Below are 18,449 nucleotides of genomic sequence, written 5' to 3'. Positions count from 1 at the left end.
TCCTCTCTAATTGAGAACGCAAATCATCTTCAATTCCCCGATAAAAGCAAAACAGCCGCCTGACAGGCAGCATTTTCACAGTGTTATCGCAGTGTTTTCTTTATTATAGCATGCCGGCGGAAGATTTCAATTATAATTGTTTTAATTTCTTTTTGATAATAATTATCATTAGTGTTTCTTCAGCTGTTCATTATATGCAAAAAAGGTGCGGGAGGAATTCCTCCCGCACCTTTTTATTTCTCTGACCATTCTTTTAATTGTGAGGCGGTCATCGGACCGACGATCTTTTTTTCGATTTCTCCTTTTTCATTCAGCAGAAATGACGTGGGAATCGTCATGACATCGTATTCCTTCATAAGCTCGCCTTTCGTGTCAAGAACAATCGGGAAAGTGAGATGGTGCTGACTGACAAAGTTTTGAACGGTATTTTTGTTTCGCTCGGCATTCATCAAATTTACCGTTACAAGGCTTACATCATCGGACTGATGCTGTTCAAAATACGTTTGGAACTGCGGCAGTTCTTTTTTGCACGGCGGACACCACGATGTCCAAAAATGCAATATCGTTTTCTGCCCTTTATTCGGAATCGATATCTCGTCTCCTTCAATCGTCTTCATCAGAAACACGGCGGGAACTGCCTGTTTTTCTGATGAGGCTTTTGCTTCAGGCATCCAGACGGCGGCAGCTATCAAAAGGACTGCACATACAATTAGGCGGTTTTTATGCATATGATCTTCCTTTCACGCGTTTCGGATAGCTTGCCCTTCCTTATTGAAATGTATCAGCCTTTTCAGCTTTCGATCCGGGGCGCTGTTCTTCCGCCGCCCGTCAAAAACACGGAGACACCGAGGTCTTTGCAGATCGTCGCGTAATGTAAACTTGTCAGAAGAATCATGCCGGTATTCATGCCGAGTATAATGCCGAGCATTTGCAATTCCGGCATAGAACCGAGCACATACATCATCGAAAGCCCTACAATGCTGCTCCATACGTTATGATAAAACGCCGTTTTCACGTGGCCGATACCGATCAGACAGGCCTGAAGCGGCATCACAAACAGATGAAAAAGAAAAAACGGCCACAAAAGCTGCAAATAATACTGCGCTTCCGGAGACTGAAAAAACAAATGGGTCAGCGGGCCCGCGAACTGAAACATGACCCAGACTGCCGGAATGCCGTAGCCGAATGTAATAAAAATCGCTTGTCTCAGCCGTTTCAGCACAATATCATATTGGGACAGCGCATACGCTTCTGAAATGCTGGGAATCATGACGACCATCAGCGAATGGGCGATAAACGCGGGAAACGAACCGATTGTCATCGCTACACCGGCAAGCATGCCGTATTGATCAATCGCGGCTGTCCCGGCTGCCCCGGACGCCAGCAGCGCTCCTTTCACTAAAAAGGGTTCAATGGCGTTTGTCACCGCATGAAATATACGAAGTCCCGTTGTCGGGATGGATACGGCCAGGAGGCGTTTCCGCACGTCTTTCCCGCGAAGATGAATGTGCTGATGGCCGGAAAGCGCCCTCCGCGCCAAAATAAACTGCGTATACAAGTAAACGAACACCACGACATCGCTTGCGACCAGCACAAATAATGAAATGAGCACGGCCATATCAATTTCAAAAGAATACCATTGAAAAAAGATAAACAGACAAAGCACTTGAATGATTTTTTTCATGACATTCGCAACCGCGATTTTTCCCATTTGCTGCACACCCATAAAATAACCTCTGGCGATGGATGTAAAAGCGACGACTGGAATCAGCCCGATGACAATCCCTTTAATAAACGGGTGATACGTATCGAATACAGGAATGAACGGCAGCGCGATGCTTGCGGCCGCGGTTGAAAACGCGGTAAAAACGGCGGTCATTCTGAAGGCATGCCGGAGCATGCTTTCATGCAGCTTCTGATTGGATTCCGCGATGAATTTTGAAATGGAGATCGGAAGCTCCAGACTGGCGATGACGATGATTAAAAAAATGGTGGGCAGAATACTCATGTAAAGTCCCATCCCATGCTCGCCAAGCTCCCGCGCCAGTATCATATTCACGACAAATTCCAGACATTCCGCGAAAAAGGCGGCGATGGATAAAAGAATGATCCCTTTCACAAATCGATTCATGGTGTCTCTCCTTGTCTCTCGTTCTTCCATCATCATATGAGACAAGTTCTGAAAATATTTTCGATTTCTCAAAATTGAAAAAAGCATAGCCGGGATATTTTTGATCCCGCTATGCTTACATCGCAAATACGTGTCTGCCGATCCGTTCGATAATTTTTCGGGAACGGATCCAGTGGTCAGATGCCGTTTTCGGATTGTAGAAAAACAACGCGTCCGTTTCTCTGCCCGGATGGTCAAGCGCCTCATTTGCGGCGGCGATGGAATCCTTATCCGGCTTTTGATTAATGCTTCCGTTTGCTACCGGTTCAAATGCATTCCTTTGATAGATCACGCCCCGAATGGTATCCGGGAAGCCGTTTTTTTCAGTGCGGTTCAGCACTACGCTGGCTACCGCAACCTTCCCTTTATAAGATTCACCTTTCGCTTCTGCGTGAACGAGACGTGACAGAAGTTGTCTGTCAGCGCGGGAATACGTTTTTTTCGGCGGCTGATAAGCCGTCTCTTCCGGTTCTGCTTTCTTCTCTTGGTGAGATGACAGCTTTATCGGTTGGATAGAATGCTTATGATCCGTTTTTGAAAGCTTCGGAACCGAGCTTTTTTTATTTAAATCAGCAACCAGTGTGCTGGGTTCTTGCTTTGGCTTCTTCGCAAAAGTAAACAGAGCTTCTGTATGTTCAATTTTTGATGCAGGCATAAAACATAGAAAAAAGACAGCCAAGGCAGCAAATTTTGTCGTCATACGATTTCCTCCTTAAATACTTCACTACCTTAACAAGAGCTGTGCGCAAATTCACGGTTAAAGATTTTCCAGTGCTCCCAATCAGCTTTTATGATGGAAGAAGTTCGTTAACAGCCTTGTTATTGGCAGGAAAACAGCCGTCATTTTCACAACATTAACCAAATAGCAGTAAAAGTATCCATCGGAGGGATTTTACATTTTGTTTACATCTGTTACAGCCAGATGAAATGAGAAACTAAGAAACAAAAAAAGACTCCTCAAGTGCGAGGAGCCGTCAGCTTCTTGGCTGTTCTAAATACTGGAAAACAACATCTCCGCCCTGCTGGGCAATACCGCGGAAATGCTTAAAATCTTCCTGCTTCGATAAAACTGCTCGAAATGCAAGAAAATGTTCTTTCTGCACCCTGAATTCTTTGATTTCACCGATGCGCATTTGGTTGATACATTCTGAAATTTCCTCAGGCAGCAACGAACACAGCCTCCTTTTCTCGGCTTTTTCCCGAAAATCAATATACCATCTTTCCCCCGCCGGGACAATGATTGAGCGGGCTGATACCCATATCGCTTTACTTCTTAAAGAAAATACTGCAAAATATTTTCAAACAGGATTTATGATAAAGGAGAGGAAGCTCGTGAAAATTGCTAAGGTTGGAAACGTCATTGAATTTAAAAACGGATTAACCGGTATTGTTGAAAAAGTAAATGAAAATTCCGTCATAGTTGATGTAACCATCATGGATAATTATCGTGATCTTGAATTAGATTCCCTCACTGTCGTCAACCATAAGAATTATAAAATCATCAGAGACTCCTATTAAACCCCCCGAACAATCCGAACCATTTACATATCCCGCACAAAAGCTGCCGCCCGGCAGCTTTTTCAAATGAATTCAGATCTCGGTCATTTCTACAAAAAAATCACCTGTCTCATCTTTATTGTAAAGATTAGTGACGGATGTATAGTAGTTGGTTATTTTACCGCGGAATTCAAGTCCACGCTCGGGCGCCTTGATGTCAAATGTTTTTTCATACAAAAGGACGGCAATATCATGATACGTTTCAGATGTCACCTTCAATACGAATGAAATCATGCGGCCGTTTTTGCCCGCACTTTCTTTACAATCATACATTTTAAGCCTTACACCGTTTAACTCTAACGGCTCCATAACGAACACTCCTTCTTTTTACAGGACATGCTATCATGCTGACCATTCCTTTACAATTGATCCGCTCCGAATGAGAAAAAACTGCGCAGACCTTTACAAACGTATGTTCCCTATTTTATAATGAAACAGACGAGCTGCCATCCAGCACCCGTCACGTATTGAAGCGGCGAGTACGCTCCCCCCGGGTTTACTCGTCTTTTTCTTTTCTCCAAATGATCTCTCTTTTCCTTATAGAAGTTCTGTGCAAATATCATGCACCTTTTTGGCTGCGCGGCACAGACGAAAAATACCCCCCACTTAAAAAGCGGGGGTATTTAGGTTATATTCCGAGACCGTACTCCGCCTGAAAATTAACGGTTGTCAATCGTCTCCGGATACATATCATGATTCATATCCGATGTTCGGCCATTTTTTCATATTTTGTTCCCGGTCTGCCGTAGTTTGTGTACGGGTCAATCGAGATTCCGCCTCTAGGTGTGAATTTGTCCCATACTTCAATATAGCGGGGGTCCATTAATTCGATCAAATCATTCATGATGATGTTCATGCAGTCCTCGTGGAAGAAAAGGCAGGTCAAAGTCTTGTCCCATAAGTACTTGCTCTAGACGTTAATCATGAAGTCACACCAATTTCACACCTTACCAAACGATTGATTTTAACCTTTTTTGGGGACTATTTGTAATCTCTGCGCAGTGAAATTATACCTGTGCTAGCCCGCCATCTACGAACAATTCAACACCCGTCAAGTAACTGCTTTCATCTGAAGCAAGGAAAGATACAGCGTTTGCTACTTCTTCAGGTGTCCCAACTTTTCCAGCTGGAACAGTATTTCTGGTATTTTCCATCGCTCCTTCAAGTGCATCACCAAAAAGCTCATCGTATGCAGGTGTAAGAATAACTCCTGGACTCACCACATTTACACGGATTTCAGTACCTTTTAGGTCAAGAATCCAGTTGCGAACTAGTGCTCTTAATGCTGCTTTAGATGCTCCATATACACTAAACGCTGGGTTGCCAATTGATCCAGCAGTAGAGCCCGTTACAATAATAGAACCTACTTTGTCCGGGAATAGTGATAACGCTTTTTGAACAGTAAAGATGGTTCCTTTAACGTTAATGTCGAACGTTCTATCAACCTGCTCTTCAGTAATTTCACCTAATGGAAGGAAGTTGCCGATGCCTGCATTAGCAAAAAGAATGTCCAACTTACCTTTTTCCTGCTTTATCATGTCATATAGTTTGTCTAAGTCTTCAAGCTTAGAAATATCACCTTGAACACCGGTTACGTTCTTGCCAATTTGGTTAACAGCTTTATCAAGTTCTTTTTGTCTACGTCCCGTGATATAAACATATGCACCTTCGTTTACAAATTTTTGTGCTGCAGCAAGACCAATCCCACTTGTTCCACCCGTTACAAGCGCTATTTTACCTTCAAATTTACCCATACTTAACACTCCTTTAGAATTGATTTTATTTTATGTCTAGTACCTTTAAGTACTTGAAGAACAACTTACAAGATATAGTATCCTTCAGTAAGCACATTATCGGAAGTACCCACTTTTTTGTGATATAGTAACTAAAAAGTAATAAATGTGGAATGGAGAGCTTTAGACATGAAAAAATTTAGCTGTGGGTTTGAAGTGACAAAGGAAGTCATTGGCGGAAAATGGAAAGGACTTGTATTATACTTTTTAATGAATGGACCAAAGAGAACGAGTGAATTAAAGCGCATGATCCCAAATATAACTCAGAAAATGCTGATTCAAACACTTAGAGAGCTTGAAGCCAGTGGACTTGTGAGCAGAAAGATGTATAATCAAGTACCGCCGAAGGTTGAATATTCATCCACTGAACTTGGAGAATCACTTAAACCTATCTTGCAGGAGCTCTGTCAATGGGGAGTCCATTATGCGGAACAAGAGTATGCAGAAGGTGAATATGAAATTGTACAACCAGAACAACTAAAGTTAGAATTGATGTAGCTGCTGAAGTAAATGCTAAACAACTTCAATACCATCACCTCACAGATGAAGAACAGTCAGAAATAAATGAGATATTCAATTTTGAAAGTGAAGTTCTAATCAGAAGTGGCATGGGCGGAGAACTTTGATGAAATTCAAAAAAGAGCTGTTTCAAATGTTAAAGAGAAGGTTCGAAACTTAGACAAAAAATAAATGAAGATATTGATAATAATATTTAATGCCTATGATCTCTAGATAGGCATTTTTTCTTTTGGGATAAAAAAGAAAAGACGTACAAATTGTACGCCTTAATCTGCTTCTGTACTATCAATTTTTCACTGCATAAAAGTTACAGTTCAGGTTGCACCTCAGGTCACACTTTTTAATACAATTCCCATGAGTAGAGCCATTTTCAGGTGTGACTTTTCCCACTTTTAGTGTGACTCCACTTCGTTTCACACTCCGTATCACACAACGGAATAATTACCGATTATCAATCGTCTCCGGGTACATATCATGATTCATCATCCGATGTTCGGCCATTTTTTCATATTTTGTTCCCGGTCTGCCGTAGTTTGTATACGGGTCAATCGAGATTCCGCCTCTAGGCGTGAATTTTCCCCATACTTCAATGTAGCGGGGGTCCATTAATTCGATCAAATCATTCATGATGATGTTCATGCAGTCCTCGTGGAAATCTCCGTGGTTGCGGAAGCTGAAAAGATACAGCTTCAGCGATTTGCTTTCCACCATTTTTTCGTCCGGAATATAGCTGATGTAGATGGTTGCAAAATCCGGCTGTCCCGTTTTCGGGCAAAGCGACGTAAATTCCGGGCAGTTGAATTTAACGAAATAATCACGGTTCACGTGTTTATTCGGAAATGATTCCAAAACCTCCGGCGCATATTCAAATAAATAGTTTGTCCCTTGATTCCCCAGGAGCGTAACTCCTTCTAATTCTGATTCTTTTCTTGTCATATAAATCTCCCTTTCTATTAAACTCCCCGTTTATTTCCCCAAAGCAATGTATGCAGCTGAGGCAGGACTCTGACGAGATTCAGATCCGAATCGGCTGAAACCTTATCAACGAGTGTTTCGTATTTTCCGAGCAGATGTGCGATCAATGCCCGGTCGTCCGTCGTATGGACGTTATCGTTTCCGACCTGAAGATAAAACGGAATATTCGGATACCGCTTGTGGACGGTTTTCGCGAATTGCAGATCTTCATCATTAAAAATGACGACCTTTAAGCTGACCGCGTTAAGCCTTTCTGCCGCATCAAGCGAAGACACAATGTGATCGAGCTTTGCAAAATCGGTTGTCATCCCCGAACTTGGCGGCTTCGGTGAAATCGTCAGGTCGTTAATCATTGTGAACCAATCCTGATAGACCGTTCCCTGCGTTTCTAAAGCGGCGCGCACCCCGTGCTCTTTCAGCAGCAGAATCAGCGCGTCAAGCTGCTTTAACAGTGCCGGGTTTCCTCCTGAGATGGTGACATGGGAAAAAGCGTCTCCGCCGATTTCTCTCAGCTCGCGGTAAATGTCTTCCGCCGTCATCCAGCGGATATCTTTTTTGGCTGAGCCGTCCCATGTAAAAGCGGAGTCGCACCAGCTGCAGGAGTAGTCGCAGCCCGCCGTGCGGACGAACATGGTTTTCTGGCCGATAACCATGCCCTCCCCTTGTATCGTCGGTCCGAAAATTTCTAATACCGGAATTCCTTTAGCCATTCCTATCACCTTTTTTCGGGCGGTATACGCAATAGCTTGTCGGGGTTTCCCTGACAAAAATCTGCACGCAGACCGGCTGATTCTCCAGTGTTTCGAGGTAGGACTGCACCTTATCGTAAATCGTTTTGGCCACGACCTCGGTCGTCGGCAGTGAATATCTGTCATCATCAGCAGAAAACTCGTCATGGTCATTCAGCAATGTATGGTCATAAGCGCCGTGCACCAATTTCTTCAGCACGCTGAAATTCACGAGAAAGCCCGAATCGTCCAGTTCATCCCCCGCAACTGTAATATTTACTGTATACGTGTGCCCGTGGACTCTGCTGCACGCTCCGGCGCTTTCGCGGGGAATAAAGTGCGCGGCTGAGATGTGCATGTCCTTATTCAACTCAAACGAATAAGGATGCTGAACCTGCGGGTAAATTTGAGAAAGCAATTAGTTCCGCTCTCCTTTCATTTTCATATATTCATCATATCCTTTATTGCGGAGCAGGCATGCCGGGCATTCGCCGCATCCGTCCGCAATGATGCCGTTATAGCAAGTCAGTGTGTTATTCTTTACAAAATCAAGCGCGCCGAGCTCATCAGCAAGTTTCCACGTTTCTGCTTTGTTCAGCCACATAAGCGGCGTATGAATGACGAACGGCTTTTCCATCGCCAGGTTGACGGTGACATTGCAGGATTTGACGAACTCGTCACGGCAGTCCGGGTAGCCGCTGAAATCAGTCTCGCAAACACCGGTGATAATGTGGCGCGCGCCGATTTGATATGCAAGAATCGATGCAAAGGATAAAAATACAAGGTTGCGTCCCGGCACAAAGGTTGTCGGCAGTTCCCCGTCCTTCGCTTCAATTTCGATATCATCTCTTGTCAGCGCATTCGGCGCGAGCTGATTTAAAAGAGACATATCAAGCAAGTGATTTTTGACACCGAGCTTTTCGGCAATCGATTTTGCCACATCGATTTCTTCTTGGTGACGCTGATTATAATGGAATGTAACGGTTTCCACTTCTTCAAAGTTTTGCAAAGCCCATAATAAACAAGTCGTGCTGTCTTGGCCTCCGCTGAACACCACAACTGCTTTTTCTTTTTTCATGTCTTTCTCTCCCTTATCTATCATTCCATAAAAAAAGCGCCTTTTTCGGAGAAGGCGCCCTAAAAAACATAAAAAAACCGTATCCAAGGATACAGCTCGTCCTTAGTTTTTTATAGAGGGTGTAGCTAGAACCTCTCCCGCATCAATACGGATTTTCTTCTTTTTTCACTTTTGCTATCATACCATAATGTTGTTTCCCGTGACAATAAAAAAACAGCCTGAACCCTGTGTCAGGCTGCAAAAGCGGGTTTAAGCCCCGCGTTTTTTCCCCGGAAATACCATCAGCGCAATCCCGATCAGAACAAATAAAGCAGGCCAGAAAACAGAAACCGGAATGATCGGCTGATTCGTCATCATAAAGCAAAGTGCTGTCAAGGTCAGCACCGCAACCGGGATGAGCAGCGCCTTCTGTTTCCCGCCGAACAGCCATAGCTCAAATAAACCGAATGCCGTTGCCAACAGGTAAACAGGCCATGTCACACCGGAGTAGGACCAATTGGTTGCCGTTTCAAAGACAAACAAGATCCCCGTAATCAATAAGATGCCGCCCGGTACAAGAAGTCCCGCGTTTTTGACAGGTTTCGGGCCGAAAATCGGAATGTGAAAAGCGGCGCCCAGCAAAAGAATGAGAGCGGGCCAGCCGCGTTCGCTGATGACTTCATTTGCATTGGTGAATATGCCGAAAATGCCCGCGGCGCACAGAACCGCAGCAGCAGTCAAAAGCCCTCTCTGCTTTCTGCCGAACAGCCAGGCTTCAAACAGGCCGAACGCAACGGCAAAGAGGTAGACAGGCGATGTCACATTTGCGTATGTCCAATCCGTCAGCGTTTCAAACCATAACAACCCGCCCGTCACAAGCAAAATGCCGCCCGGAATAAGAAGGCCCGATCTTTTTTTCGGCTGCATAAAGGCAACGGCGTGAAACAAAAGCGCGGCTGCGATGATCAAAAGCGGCCACAGCCCCGTCATCAGCATACCAGCAAAGCATAGTGCTCCCACGGCTGTCAGGATGAAAGCAGGAATCAATACACCTAACTTCCTCCCGCCGAAATACCACAGCTCAAACAGACCGAGAGCAGGCGCCCATATATAAACAGGCCACGTCACGCCCGAATACGTCCATTCCGTTGCCGTTTCAAAACAAAACAGGCAGCCCAGCACAAAAAACATACCGCCCGGAACGAGCAGTTCCGCCTGTTCAGGCGTTTTTTTCGCAAAAATAAATCCGGCGTGAAACCCTGCGGACATTATAATGAAAAGAAACGGCCACGCCGAACCTGCGGATATATGAATAACTCCCGCCCTCTGTAAAAAAAACGCAATGCCGATACAAATAAAAATAAATCCCAATAATACACGTCGAGCTTTCATCTCTTACTCCTCCCCATCATTTCCCAATTCATTATACAGAAATGTCAGGAAAAAAGAAGGGGAATTCCCAAAAAATACAGACATTTTCCTTATATCCTTATTCTTCTTTCGGGATTTTTTTGCAAATCAATGCGCCGATGAAAGCGAGGCTCACATACCCAAACACCGGATAAACGGTGGAAATCAGCTGTCCGTAGCCGATTTGGCTGATAATGAAAGCAAACGCCAAAATGCCGCCGTAAATATATGTACTTTTTATATGAAGAAAACTGTTTAATTGTTTTTCCAATCCGTATAAATTACCGATGACCGACGTAAACACTTCCCCGAAAATAATAAACAAATAAATGATATGAAGCGAACGCGAATACGAATAGACGACTTGAGCCATCGGAATGTCAAACTCCAGCACATCCGGCAGCACTGATAATGATAAAAAGCTCGCGGCAAGCACCAGTGTCAACAGAACGCCGCCAAAATAAGCCCCCCTTCTGATCACCTTCTCTGAAGACATTTCATTCGCAAGCGGCACAAGCACGGCTTGGGCGAGCGATAAATTTAACGCGCCGTAAGAGACGGCGGACAAAAGCCAATTCCACTTGTCAGGCCATACCCATTCGTCCGCGTTTCTCGTGCTTGTAAATACAAATGAATCTGCTGTCACGATAAAAGAGAAGGAAATTAAAAGCGGCACAACCAATATATTGACGCCGAACACACCTTTAACGCCGCTTGTCATGACGGCAAAGCTCAGTACGATCGTCAAAAGGATCCCCGCTTGTGCGGACCAGCCAAGCTGTTCATGAAACAGCGCTCCCGCTCCGGAGAGCATGACAGAGGTCACTCCCAGCAATATAAACATCATAAACATATTAACGGCGCGGCCGATGGACTTGCCGAATAAATATGTGTTCAATTCCTGATAAGATGCTGCATGAATCCGTTTGGAAATGATCATGATTTTGGCGCCTAAATATGTAAACATCAGACCGCTTACCACGATACCGAACAGACCGATCCAGCCAAACTTCAGAAAAAACTCAACGATTTCCCGTCCCGTGGCAAAACCGGCTCCTACAACCGTGCCTACGTATACAAATGCAAGCTGACTTGCAGAACCTTTTGTTTGTCCCATTTCACCCTCCGGCTAAGCGCAGATTTGTCCAGGCCTTTATATATGCTTATGAGACAAGTCGCCCGAAAAGACGAACAAATCGTCCTTCCCCGGAGAAAACAGATTCAGCTCTCTCCTCTAAGCAAAAATATTGAAAGAAAAAAAGGGCCGGCGTATACTCTTCATCAAGAAAGGTCAAAGCATTTCATTTCCTTTCTGACTATATTGGTCAAAAATAATCAGACCTCACAAATATCACTTATCATGCTGTAAACATTTATTTTTCGGGGTTTGAAACAAAACACTTGAAAGTCAAAGAAGGTCAGAGTATACTATTAATCAAAGAAGGTCAAAGTTAAGACCTTATTTTCTAATCTATTTGGTCAAAGATGATCAAACATTTTCCGAGGAGGTTTTGGCAAATGCGTTGTCAACATTGTCAGAAAAACGAGGCGACGATTCGCCTGAACATGCAAGTCAATTCCATTCAAAAACAATTCGTTTTATGTGAAACATGTTATACAGAATTAACCCGAAAACCGTCTATGAGCATGGGGCCGCAATCATTCGGATTCCCGTTTGAGCAAGGTTTCTCTCCCAATCAAAATAAACAGCAGGCCGGCCCTGAAAAAGGCCTGCTCGACGAGCTCGCTCAAAACGTCACAAACGGCGCAAAAGCAGGTCTGATTGACCCTGTGATCGGCCGCGATAATGAAGTGGCGCGCGTAATTGAAATTTTGAACCGCCGGAATAAAAACAATCCGGTACTTATCGGTGAACCGGGCGTCGGTAAAACGGCTATTGCAGAAGGCCTCGCGCTTAAAATCGCTGAGGGCGATGTGCCGAACAAATTGAAAAACAAAGAGCTTTACCTGCTTGACGTCGCTTCTCTCGTCGCCAATACAGGGATCAGAGGCCAGTTTGAAGAAAGAATGAAACAATTAATGAACGAATTAAAAGAACGGAAAAATGTCATCTTGTTCATTGATGAGATTCACCTTCTTGTAGGCGCCGGCTCTGCCGAGGGATCAATGGATGCCGGGAACATCCTGAAACCGGCGCTCGCCAGAGGCGAGCTGCAGGTCATCGGGGCGACAACGCTGAAAGAGTACCGCCAGATTGAAAAAGATGCGGCGCTTGAAAGACGCTTCCAGCCTGTCATGGTTCACGAGCCTACAATAGAACAAGCCATCAGCATTCTGGAAGGCATTAAAGATAAATACGAGAAATACCACGGCGTCACATTCAGCAATGAAGCGATAAACGCCTGTGTTACGCTTTCATCCCGTTACATTCAGGACCGCCACCTGCCGGATAAAGCGATCGACTTATTAGATGAAGCCGGCTCTAAGGCGAACCTGGAGCTTGATACCGTAAATGAAGAAGATGCGGCTGAGAGACTCAAAGCAATTGACGCGGAGAAAACAAAAGCGCTTCATGAAGAAAATTATGAGCTTGCCGCGAAACTGCGTGATGAAGAAGCGGCGTTGGAAAAGCAGCTGGCACAAGAAGCTCCGGCCTCTTCACCTGAAATCGGGGCGGAGCATATTCAAGCCATCATTGAACAGAAAACAGGCATTCCGGTCGGAAAACTCCAGGCTGATGAACAAGTCAAAATGAAGGAACTTGAAGAGCATCTTCATCAGCGCGTCATCGGTCAGGAAAAAGCCGTGAAAAAAGTGGCGAAAGCGGTCAGACGAAGCCGCGCCGGCTTAAAATCCAAAAACAGACCTGTCGGCTCCTTCCTCTTTGTCGGACCGACCGGAGTCGGAAAAACCGAGTTATCAAAGACACTCGCAGATGAACTGTTCGGTACAAAAGATTCCATTATCCGTCTCGATATGAGTGAATACATGGAAAAACACGCCGTATCAAAAATCATCGGTTCACCGCCGGGATATGTCGGACACGATGAAGCCGGTCAATTAACGGAAAAAGTGCGCCGCAATCCGTACAGCATCGTGCTGCTCGATGAGATTGAAAAAGCCCACCCTGATGTCCAGCATATGTTTCTGCAGATTATGGAGGACGGCCGTCTGACAGACAGCCAGGGCAGAACGGTCAGCTTCAAAGATACCGTTTTGATTATGACAAGCAACGCTGGAACCGGCGAAAAACAGGTGAAAGTCGGATTCCAATCTGAAGAGAGCGTCCTGGAAGAACAAACGTTGATTGATTCACTGAGCGCGTTCTTCAAACCGGAGTTTTTAAACCGGTTTGACAGCATCATTGAATTCCAATCCCTGAAAAAAGAACATCTCGTGAAAATCGTCAGCCTGCTTCTCACAGAGCTTGAAGACACATTAAAAGAGCGCGGCATCAGCCTGAACGTCACCGATGATGCGAAAGAAAAAATCGCTGAAATTGGCTACCACCCAGCTTTCGGAGCACGTCCGCTCAGAAGAACCATCCAAGAATTGATCGAGGACGAAATGACAGATCTCTTATTGGATGACAACGAAATAAAAGCCTTCCATGTCGTAATGGAAGAGGACGGCATCAAAGTCCGGGCACAATAAGAAAAAAGCGGTTCCCTCCTCGCGGGGAGCCGCTTTTTTGTTTCTTTCTCCATGCCGAAAGGGAGAAACTGTGAAGAATTCGGGAACAATTTCTCAATCACCCTAAAGTTCCATGCACTGCCACCGATATTAACCATAGAAAGCTAGTATAAAGGATTTGGTGAAAACTATGGATAAAACATCGATTATCGGTATCATCCTCGCCTTGATTGCTTTAAGCGTGGGCATGGTGCTGAAAGGGGTCAGCTTAAGCGCACTCGCTAACCCGGCAGCTATTCTGATTATTTTGTTCGGTACGATTTCTGCGGTGATCATCGCATTCCCCGGAAAAGAAATCAAAAAAGTGCCTGCCCTTTTTAAAGTGCTGTTTAAAGAAAACAAACAGCTGACCATTGCGCAATTAATTCCTATGTTCTCTCAATGGGCGCAAATCGCCAGACGTGAAGGTCTGCTCGCATTGGAAGCAAGCATTGAAGACGTGGATGACGCATTTTTGAAAAACGGCCTGAGTATGGCGGTTGACGGACAAAGCGCAGAATTTATCAGAGATATTATGACTGAGGAAGTTGAAGCGATGGAAGACAGACACCAGGCCGGCGCAGCCATCTTTACACAAGCCGGCACATATGCGCCGACACTCGGCGTTTTGGGTGCGGTCATCGGCCTTATCGCCGCTCTTTCCAACATGAACAATACCGAGGCGCTCGGACATGCCATCAGTGCGGCGTTTGTCGCCACCCTTCTCGGGATTTTCACAGGATATGTACTATGGCATCCCTTCGCCAACAAACTGAAACGCAAATCAAAGCAGGAAGTCAAACTGCGTGAAATCATGATCGAAGGCGTTCTGTCAGTGCTTGAAGGACAGGCCCCGAAAGTGATCGAACAAAAACTTCTCATGTATCTTCCTGCGAATGAACGCGCAAAAGTCGCTGAACAAGAAGGAGAGACAAACAATGGCGAGAAAAAAGAAGAAGAAGCATGATGACGAGCATGTGGATGAGTCTTGGCTGATCCCGTACGCGGATTTGCTCACCCTTCTTTTGGCTCTGTTCATTGTATTGTTCGCCATGAGCTCGGTCGATGCGGCGAAATTCCAAATGCTGTCTAAATCATTTAACGCCGTGTTTACCGGAGGCACGGGTGTTCTTGAATATTCAAGCGTCACCCCTCCTGAAAACGAAAAAGACGGCGTTGATCAGTTAAAAAAAGACAAGGAAAAAGATAAAGAACAGAAAAAGAAAGAAAGAGAAGCAGCCGACCGCCAAGAACTTGAAGGCGTGCAAAAGCAAGTCAATCAATTTATAAAAAATAAAAAGCTTGAAACTCAGCTGGAAACAAAGCTGACTAAAGAAGGACTCTTAATTACCATTAAAGACAGTATCTTTTTTGATTCCGGACGGGCGGATATCCGTCAGGAAGATATTCCGCTTGCCAAGGAAATCTCGAATCTCCTTGTGCTGAATCCGCCGAGGAACATTATTATCAGCGGACATACGGACAATGTACCGATTAAAAACTCACAATATCAATCTAACTGGCATTTAAGCGTCATGCGGGCCGTCAACTTCATGGCTATTCTGACAGAAAACCCGAAACTTGACGCAAAAGTATTCAGCGCCAAAGGTTTCGGAGAGTATAAACCGGCCGTGTCGAACAAAACCGCTGAAGGGCGCAGCAAAAACAGGCGCGTCGAGGTATTGATACAGCCTAGAAACGCCGCGACTGACCAAAATCAGTAATATAAAAAAGGAAGCCTTTCAAATGGCTTCCTTTTTTATTTCTGATGAAAATGTTTAGCGTTTAACCCCACTCTTTTCAGCATTTCCGTACACATTTCTATCTCTTCATCACTCAGCACACTGATCATTTCTTTAATTTCGTCAGCATGATCAGGGAAAATATCGTCCAAAAGACGGATTCCCTTTTCGGAAATCTGTGCGAAAGTCACTCTTCTGTCAGTCGGCGAGGCTTTTCTGATGAGAAGTTCTTTTTTCTCTAATTTGTCAACAACGTATGTAATACTTCCGCTCGCTAATAAAATTTTGTCGCCGATCTGCTGAAGCGGCTGGTTGCCTTTGTGGTACAACAGCTCAAGCACCGCAAATTCCGTCGGGTTCAGGCCGTGCTTATGAATATGTTTATTCATATGGTCGTTAATAGATCGGTACGCACGTGACAGTACAATAAATAATTTCAATGAGTTTTCTGTTTTATCCGTCATACATTCAATCATCCTTTTACAAAAGAAACCGTTACAGAGAAACATTAATAAACAAAATGAAAAATGTCAACAAAAATGTTTCCAAAATTTCTCTTCTTTTTGTCAGACCTTAATAAAATAATTTGTTTTTCTATCATTTTGGTTATTTTTTCTTATTAAAGAAGTATAAAAATGATATAATACCTCTATTCAAGTGTAATGTTGGAGCGATGCAGAGTGAATACATTTAAAGGTGCCCGGGGAAAGATCAAGCTTTATCTCATATTGGTGATCATCCCGGCACTTATTATCAGCTTTTTCATTTATGAAAAAGAAAAGCAGAAAATAGCCGATAAACACATACAGGAAGCCAGTATGATGCTCAACCTTCACCGCAATAAGCTCAATTATTTAATCGGTGAAACAAAAGCCCGGATGACAACACTTGCGATCGCTGTCGATAAGCCTGTCAATGAAGAAAAGATCATTGACATTCTCGATCAGGCTTTTGAGGATGAACCCAGATTCAGCGGACTGTATATGCTGAATTCCAAAGGTGATGTCATCGCAAGCACGACTGATCTGAAATCAAAGGTGAATTTGGCCGACAGACCGTATTTTACGAAGGCGAAAAAGACGAAAAAAACGGTCATCACAAATGACTACTCCAGCAGAATTACAGGCCAGCGCATCTTCACGATCTGCGTGCCGGTGTTAGACGCAAAACGGGAAGTCACGGATTATTTAGTAGCCGCCATACAAGTCGATTATTTGAGAAATATGATCAATATGCTGAGCCCTGACGTTTATGTCAAGGCAACCAATCAGAATAAAGTGATATTTGCCAGCGGACGGGCTGATCAATCAGAAGGTGTGAAACCGGTCAGCGGCTATCTGGATGATATTAATTGGAATATCAATGTTTATCCGAAACCGGTTGAGCTGAATGAGCTGACCAAAAGCGTGCTGCTGCCGATGTCCAGTATTGCCGTGCTGCTGAATATTCTGTTCATCCTCGTTCAATATTATTTGCTTAAGCGCAAGACCCAGCTGGAGCGCGCTCAAAATGAAGCGCAGAAATTGGAGCTGATCGGAACGCTTGCCGCCAGCACCGCCCATGAAATCCGCAACCCGCTTACAGGGATCAGCGGCTTCATTCAGCTTTTGCAGAAAAAATACAAATCGGAGGAAGATCAGCTGTATTTCTCAATTATTGAGCAGGAGATTAAACGGATCAATCAGATTGTCAGTGAGTTTTTAGTGCTTGGAAAACCCACTGCTGAACGGTTGGAAGTGAACTCGCTGCAGGATATTCTTGATGAGATTATGCCGATTATTTATTCTGAAGGGAATCTATACAATGTGGAAGTGAATGTGAAGATTCTCGTCAATCGGCCGCTCAAGGTCAACTGCACGAAAGACCATATTAAACAGGTGATTTTAAATGTCGCGAAAAACGCGCTGGAATCCATGCAGGAAGGCGGCCGGCTGTCCATCTATTTAGAAGCCCGCGATCATAAAGCAGTCATTAAGGTGGCCGACAACGGAATGGGCATTTCTGAAGATATGCTTGAACACATTTTTCTTCCGTTTGTAACGTCAAAGGAAAAAGGCACCGGCCTCGGCCTTGTCGTATGTAAACGAATCATGCTGATGTACGGCGGTTCGATTGACATTCAAAGCGAAGTCGATAAGGGCACAGAGGTCACCATTACCCTCCCTGCCGCTTCTCGATGAAAAAAACACCCTGGATCGGGGTGTTTTTTATTTAAAGGAGAGTATGTGTAAGAGGATATACGAGAGGAACGGCATCATAGCCGGCAGATAGTACGAGGCGCTTCGTGAGCCGTGCCAGCGGAGAAATCTGCTGACTGTACGCGGTCATCTTTCGGATGCGGCGCTTGATCAGGAAGCGCATTCAGTCTTCGTTATCTGTTTTATCATCAATCATTTGTTTGCTTCATATGCAGGCATGACGTCACCTCGGGAGAACAAGCCTATTTTCTTCACAAGGCCCTGTATTCCTTGGTGATGTGTACGATCACGGTTTACCAGCTGCTGATACGCGTTCATCAGACAGTCCAGTTCCTGGCTGTGCCTGATCGTGTCATATCCTGTAAACCCTTGCCTGTTAGCTGCATCTATCATCATTTTTCTTTTTTTATCAATAGATACAAGCAATTTTTCTTGTTCAGAATAACTGCCCATTCACTTCACCCCTCACCGCTAAAAGAATAGGAAACAAGTTTGATTGGGTTATTGAGCATTATTACAGATTATACTTTATTTGTAAACATTTTTTTACTAAATAACTTATTTTTTCATTTCATATTGGAATCTTTAGCATGAATACGAGAATAATACCCATTCGGGTAATGATATAAACAGAATGCGGCATATTCAAGAATTAAAAAACAGCCAC

Annotated in this window: 20 protein-coding genes, 1 pseudogene and 1 riboswitch; of the genes and pseudogenes, 6 read left to right on the top strand and 15 right to left on the bottom strand. The window is 44.3% G+C overall.

Annotated elements, in window-relative coordinates; all coding sequences use genetic code 11:
- Positions 1 to 233: 233 nt before the first annotated feature.
- The 4 genes from stoA to V7728_RS07745 all read right to left on the bottom strand — a co-directional run bounded on the left by stoA (position 234) and on the right by V7728_RS07745 (position 3,339).
- Positions 234 to 728 carry an endospore biogenesis thiol-disulfide oxidoreductase StoA gene (gene stoA, locus V7728_RS07760; protein ID WP_007611032.1) on the bottom strand — a complete coding sequence of 165 codons (495 nt, stop codon included), beginning with the start codon at positions 726 to 728 and terminating at the stop codon, positions 234 to 236.
- A gap of 62 nt (positions 729 to 790) precedes the next feature.
- On the bottom strand, positions 791 to 2,131 hold the full coding sequence (locus tag V7728_RS07755; RefSeq protein WP_007409593.1) for a polysaccharide biosynthesis protein: 1,341 nt from the start codon (positions 2,129 to 2,131) through the stop codon (positions 791 to 793).
- A gap of 115 nt (positions 2,132 to 2,246) precedes the next feature.
- On the bottom strand, positions 2,247 to 2,870 hold the full coding sequence (locus V7728_RS07750) for a cell wall hydrolase (protein WP_025284651.1): 624 nt from the start codon (positions 2,868 to 2,870) through the stop codon (positions 2,247 to 2,249).
- 274 nt (positions 2,871 to 3,144) lie between these two features.
- Complete coding sequence (locus tag V7728_RS07745; protein ID WP_076424029.1) at positions 3,145 to 3,339, bottom strand: hypothetical protein; 195 nt, start codon at positions 3,337 to 3,339, stop codon at positions 3,145 to 3,147.
- Positions 3,340 to 3,502: 163 nt separating this feature from the next.
- Here V7728_RS07745 and V7728_RS07740 point away from each other — a divergent pair, with 163 nt between their 5' ends.
- A complete protein-coding gene (locus V7728_RS07740; protein WP_003154669.1) occupies positions 3,503 to 3,688 on the top strand; it encodes a YkvS family protein in 186 nt (61 codons plus the stop codon).
- A gap of 72 nt (positions 3,689 to 3,760) precedes the next feature.
- On the opposite strand, the gene V7728_RS07735 is transcribed toward V7728_RS07740, so the two are convergent.
- The 3 genes and pseudogenes from V7728_RS07735 to V7728_RS07725 form a co-directional block, all read right to left on the bottom strand.
- Complete coding sequence (locus V7728_RS07735; protein ID WP_014304904.1) at positions 3,761 to 4,036, bottom strand: DUF3219 family protein; 276 nt, start codon at positions 4,034 to 4,036, stop codon at positions 3,761 to 3,763.
- Between the two features lie 350 nt (positions 4,037 to 4,386).
- Positions 4,387 to 4,598 (bottom strand): annotated as a pseudogene (locus tag V7728_RS07730) (preQ(1) synthase); the annotation flags it as partial.
- A 136-nt stretch (positions 4,599 to 4,734) separates the two neighbouring features.
- Positions 4,735 to 5,481 carry an SDR family NAD(P)-dependent oxidoreductase gene (locus V7728_RS07725; protein ID WP_099566699.1) on the bottom strand — a complete coding sequence of 249 codons (747 nt, stop codon included), beginning with the start codon at positions 5,479 to 5,481 and terminating at the stop codon, positions 4,735 to 4,737.
- Between the two features lie 168 nt (positions 5,482 to 5,649).
- Between V7728_RS07725 and V7728_RS07720 the strand changes: the two genes are divergently transcribed.
- Positions 5,650 to 6,018 carry a winged helix-turn-helix transcriptional regulator gene (locus V7728_RS07720; RefSeq protein ID WP_059367107.1) on the top strand — a complete coding sequence of 123 codons (369 nt, stop codon included), beginning with the start codon at positions 5,650 to 5,652 and terminating at the stop codon, positions 6,016 to 6,018.
- 462 nt (positions 6,019 to 6,480) lie between these two features.
- On the opposite strand, the gene queF is transcribed toward V7728_RS07720, so the two are convergent.
- The 6 genes from queF to V7728_RS07690 form a co-directional block, all read right to left on the bottom strand.
- Entirely contained in the window at positions 6,481 to 6,975 is a 495-nt protein-coding gene (gene queF / locus V7728_RS07715) for a preQ(1) synthase (protein ID WP_003154673.1), read from the bottom strand.
- Between the two features lie 17 nt (positions 6,976 to 6,992).
- The gene (queE, locus tag V7728_RS07710; RefSeq protein WP_003154676.1) at positions 6,993 to 7,724 is read right to left on the bottom strand and encodes a 7-carboxy-7-deazaguanine synthase QueE; all 732 of its coding nucleotides are present in this window, start codon (positions 7,722 to 7,724) and stop codon (positions 6,993 to 6,995) included.
- Positions 7,717 to 8,160: a 6-carboxytetrahydropterin synthase QueD gene (gene queD / locus V7728_RS07705; protein WP_007408455.1), complete on the bottom strand. Its 444-nt coding sequence runs from the start codon at positions 8,158 to 8,160 to the stop codon at positions 7,717 to 7,719. Before queD ends, queE begins: the two co-directional genes overlap by 8 nt.
- Positions 8,161 to 8,820, bottom strand: a complete 660-nt coding sequence (gene queC / locus V7728_RS07700; protein WP_003154679.1) for a 7-cyano-7-deazaguanine synthase QueC — start codon at positions 8,818 to 8,820, stop codon at positions 8,161 to 8,163. It lies immediately after the preceding gene.
- A 96-nt stretch (positions 8,821 to 8,916) separates the two neighbouring features.
- Positions 8,917 to 8,961, bottom strand: a riboswitch (PreQ1 riboswitch).
- Between the two features lie 108 nt (positions 8,962 to 9,069).
- Positions 9,070 to 10,191 (bottom strand): hypothetical protein, encoded by a 1,122-nt coding sequence (locus V7728_RS07695; RefSeq protein WP_099566698.1) that lies wholly within the window; start codon positions 10,189 to 10,191, stop codon positions 9,070 to 9,072.
- A gap of 97 nt (positions 10,192 to 10,288) precedes the next feature.
- Entirely contained in the window at positions 10,289 to 11,326 is a 1,038-nt protein-coding gene (locus V7728_RS07690) for a YkvI family membrane protein (protein ID WP_099566697.1), read from the bottom strand.
- 401 nt (positions 11,327 to 11,727) lie between these two features.
- Here V7728_RS07690 and clpE point away from each other — a divergent pair, with 401 nt between their 5' ends.
- From clpE to motB, 3 genes are all read left to right on the top strand, one after another.
- Complete coding sequence (gene clpE / locus V7728_RS07685) at positions 11,728 to 13,824, top strand: ATP-dependent protease ATP-binding subunit ClpE (RefSeq protein ID WP_099566696.1); 2,097 nt, start codon at positions 11,728 to 11,730, stop codon at positions 13,822 to 13,824.
- Between the two features lie 169 nt (positions 13,825 to 13,993).
- On the top strand, positions 13,994 to 14,809 hold the full coding sequence (gene motA, locus V7728_RS07680; RefSeq protein ID WP_007610974.1) for a flagellar motor stator protein MotA: 816 nt from the start codon (positions 13,994 to 13,996) through the stop codon (positions 14,807 to 14,809).
- Positions 14,781 to 15,566 carry a flagellar motor protein MotB gene (gene motB, locus V7728_RS07675; protein WP_085341936.1) on the top strand — a complete coding sequence of 262 codons (786 nt, stop codon included), beginning with the start codon at positions 14,781 to 14,783 and terminating at the stop codon, positions 15,564 to 15,566. The genes motA and motB overlap by 29 nt, the downstream gene beginning before the upstream one ends.
- A gap of 35 nt (positions 15,567 to 15,601) precedes the next feature.
- On the opposite strand, the gene V7728_RS07670 is transcribed toward motB, so the two are convergent.
- Positions 15,602 to 16,048 (bottom strand): MarR family winged helix-turn-helix transcriptional regulator, encoded by a 447-nt coding sequence (locus V7728_RS07670; protein ID WP_007408463.1) that lies wholly within the window; start codon positions 16,046 to 16,048, stop codon positions 15,602 to 15,604.
- A gap of 198 nt (positions 16,049 to 16,246) precedes the next feature.
- Between V7728_RS07670 and V7728_RS07665 the strand changes: the two genes are divergently transcribed.
- Positions 16,247 to 17,764 carry an ATP-binding protein gene (locus V7728_RS07665; RefSeq protein ID WP_099566695.1) on the top strand — a complete coding sequence of 506 codons (1,518 nt, stop codon included), beginning with the start codon at positions 16,247 to 16,249 and terminating at the stop codon, positions 17,762 to 17,764.
- A gap of 210 nt (positions 17,765 to 17,974) precedes the next feature.
- Here V7728_RS07665 and V7728_RS07660 read toward each other — a convergent pair whose 3' ends face one another.
- The gene (locus V7728_RS07660) at positions 17,975 to 18,235 is read right to left on the bottom strand and encodes an aspartyl-phosphate phosphatase Spo0E family protein (RefSeq protein ID WP_003154690.1); all 261 of its coding nucleotides are present in this window, start codon (positions 18,233 to 18,235) and stop codon (positions 17,975 to 17,977) included.
- Between the last annotated feature and the right edge of the window lie 214 nt (positions 18,236 to 18,449).

Source organism: Bacillus sp. JHAA (assembly GCF_036961585.1).
Lineage (GTDB): Bacteria > Bacillota > Bacilli > Bacillales > Bacillaceae > Bacillus > Bacillus velezensis.
The sequence above is the reverse complement of the archived record's forward strand: the minus strand, read 5'-3'. Positions and strand labels throughout refer to the sequence as shown.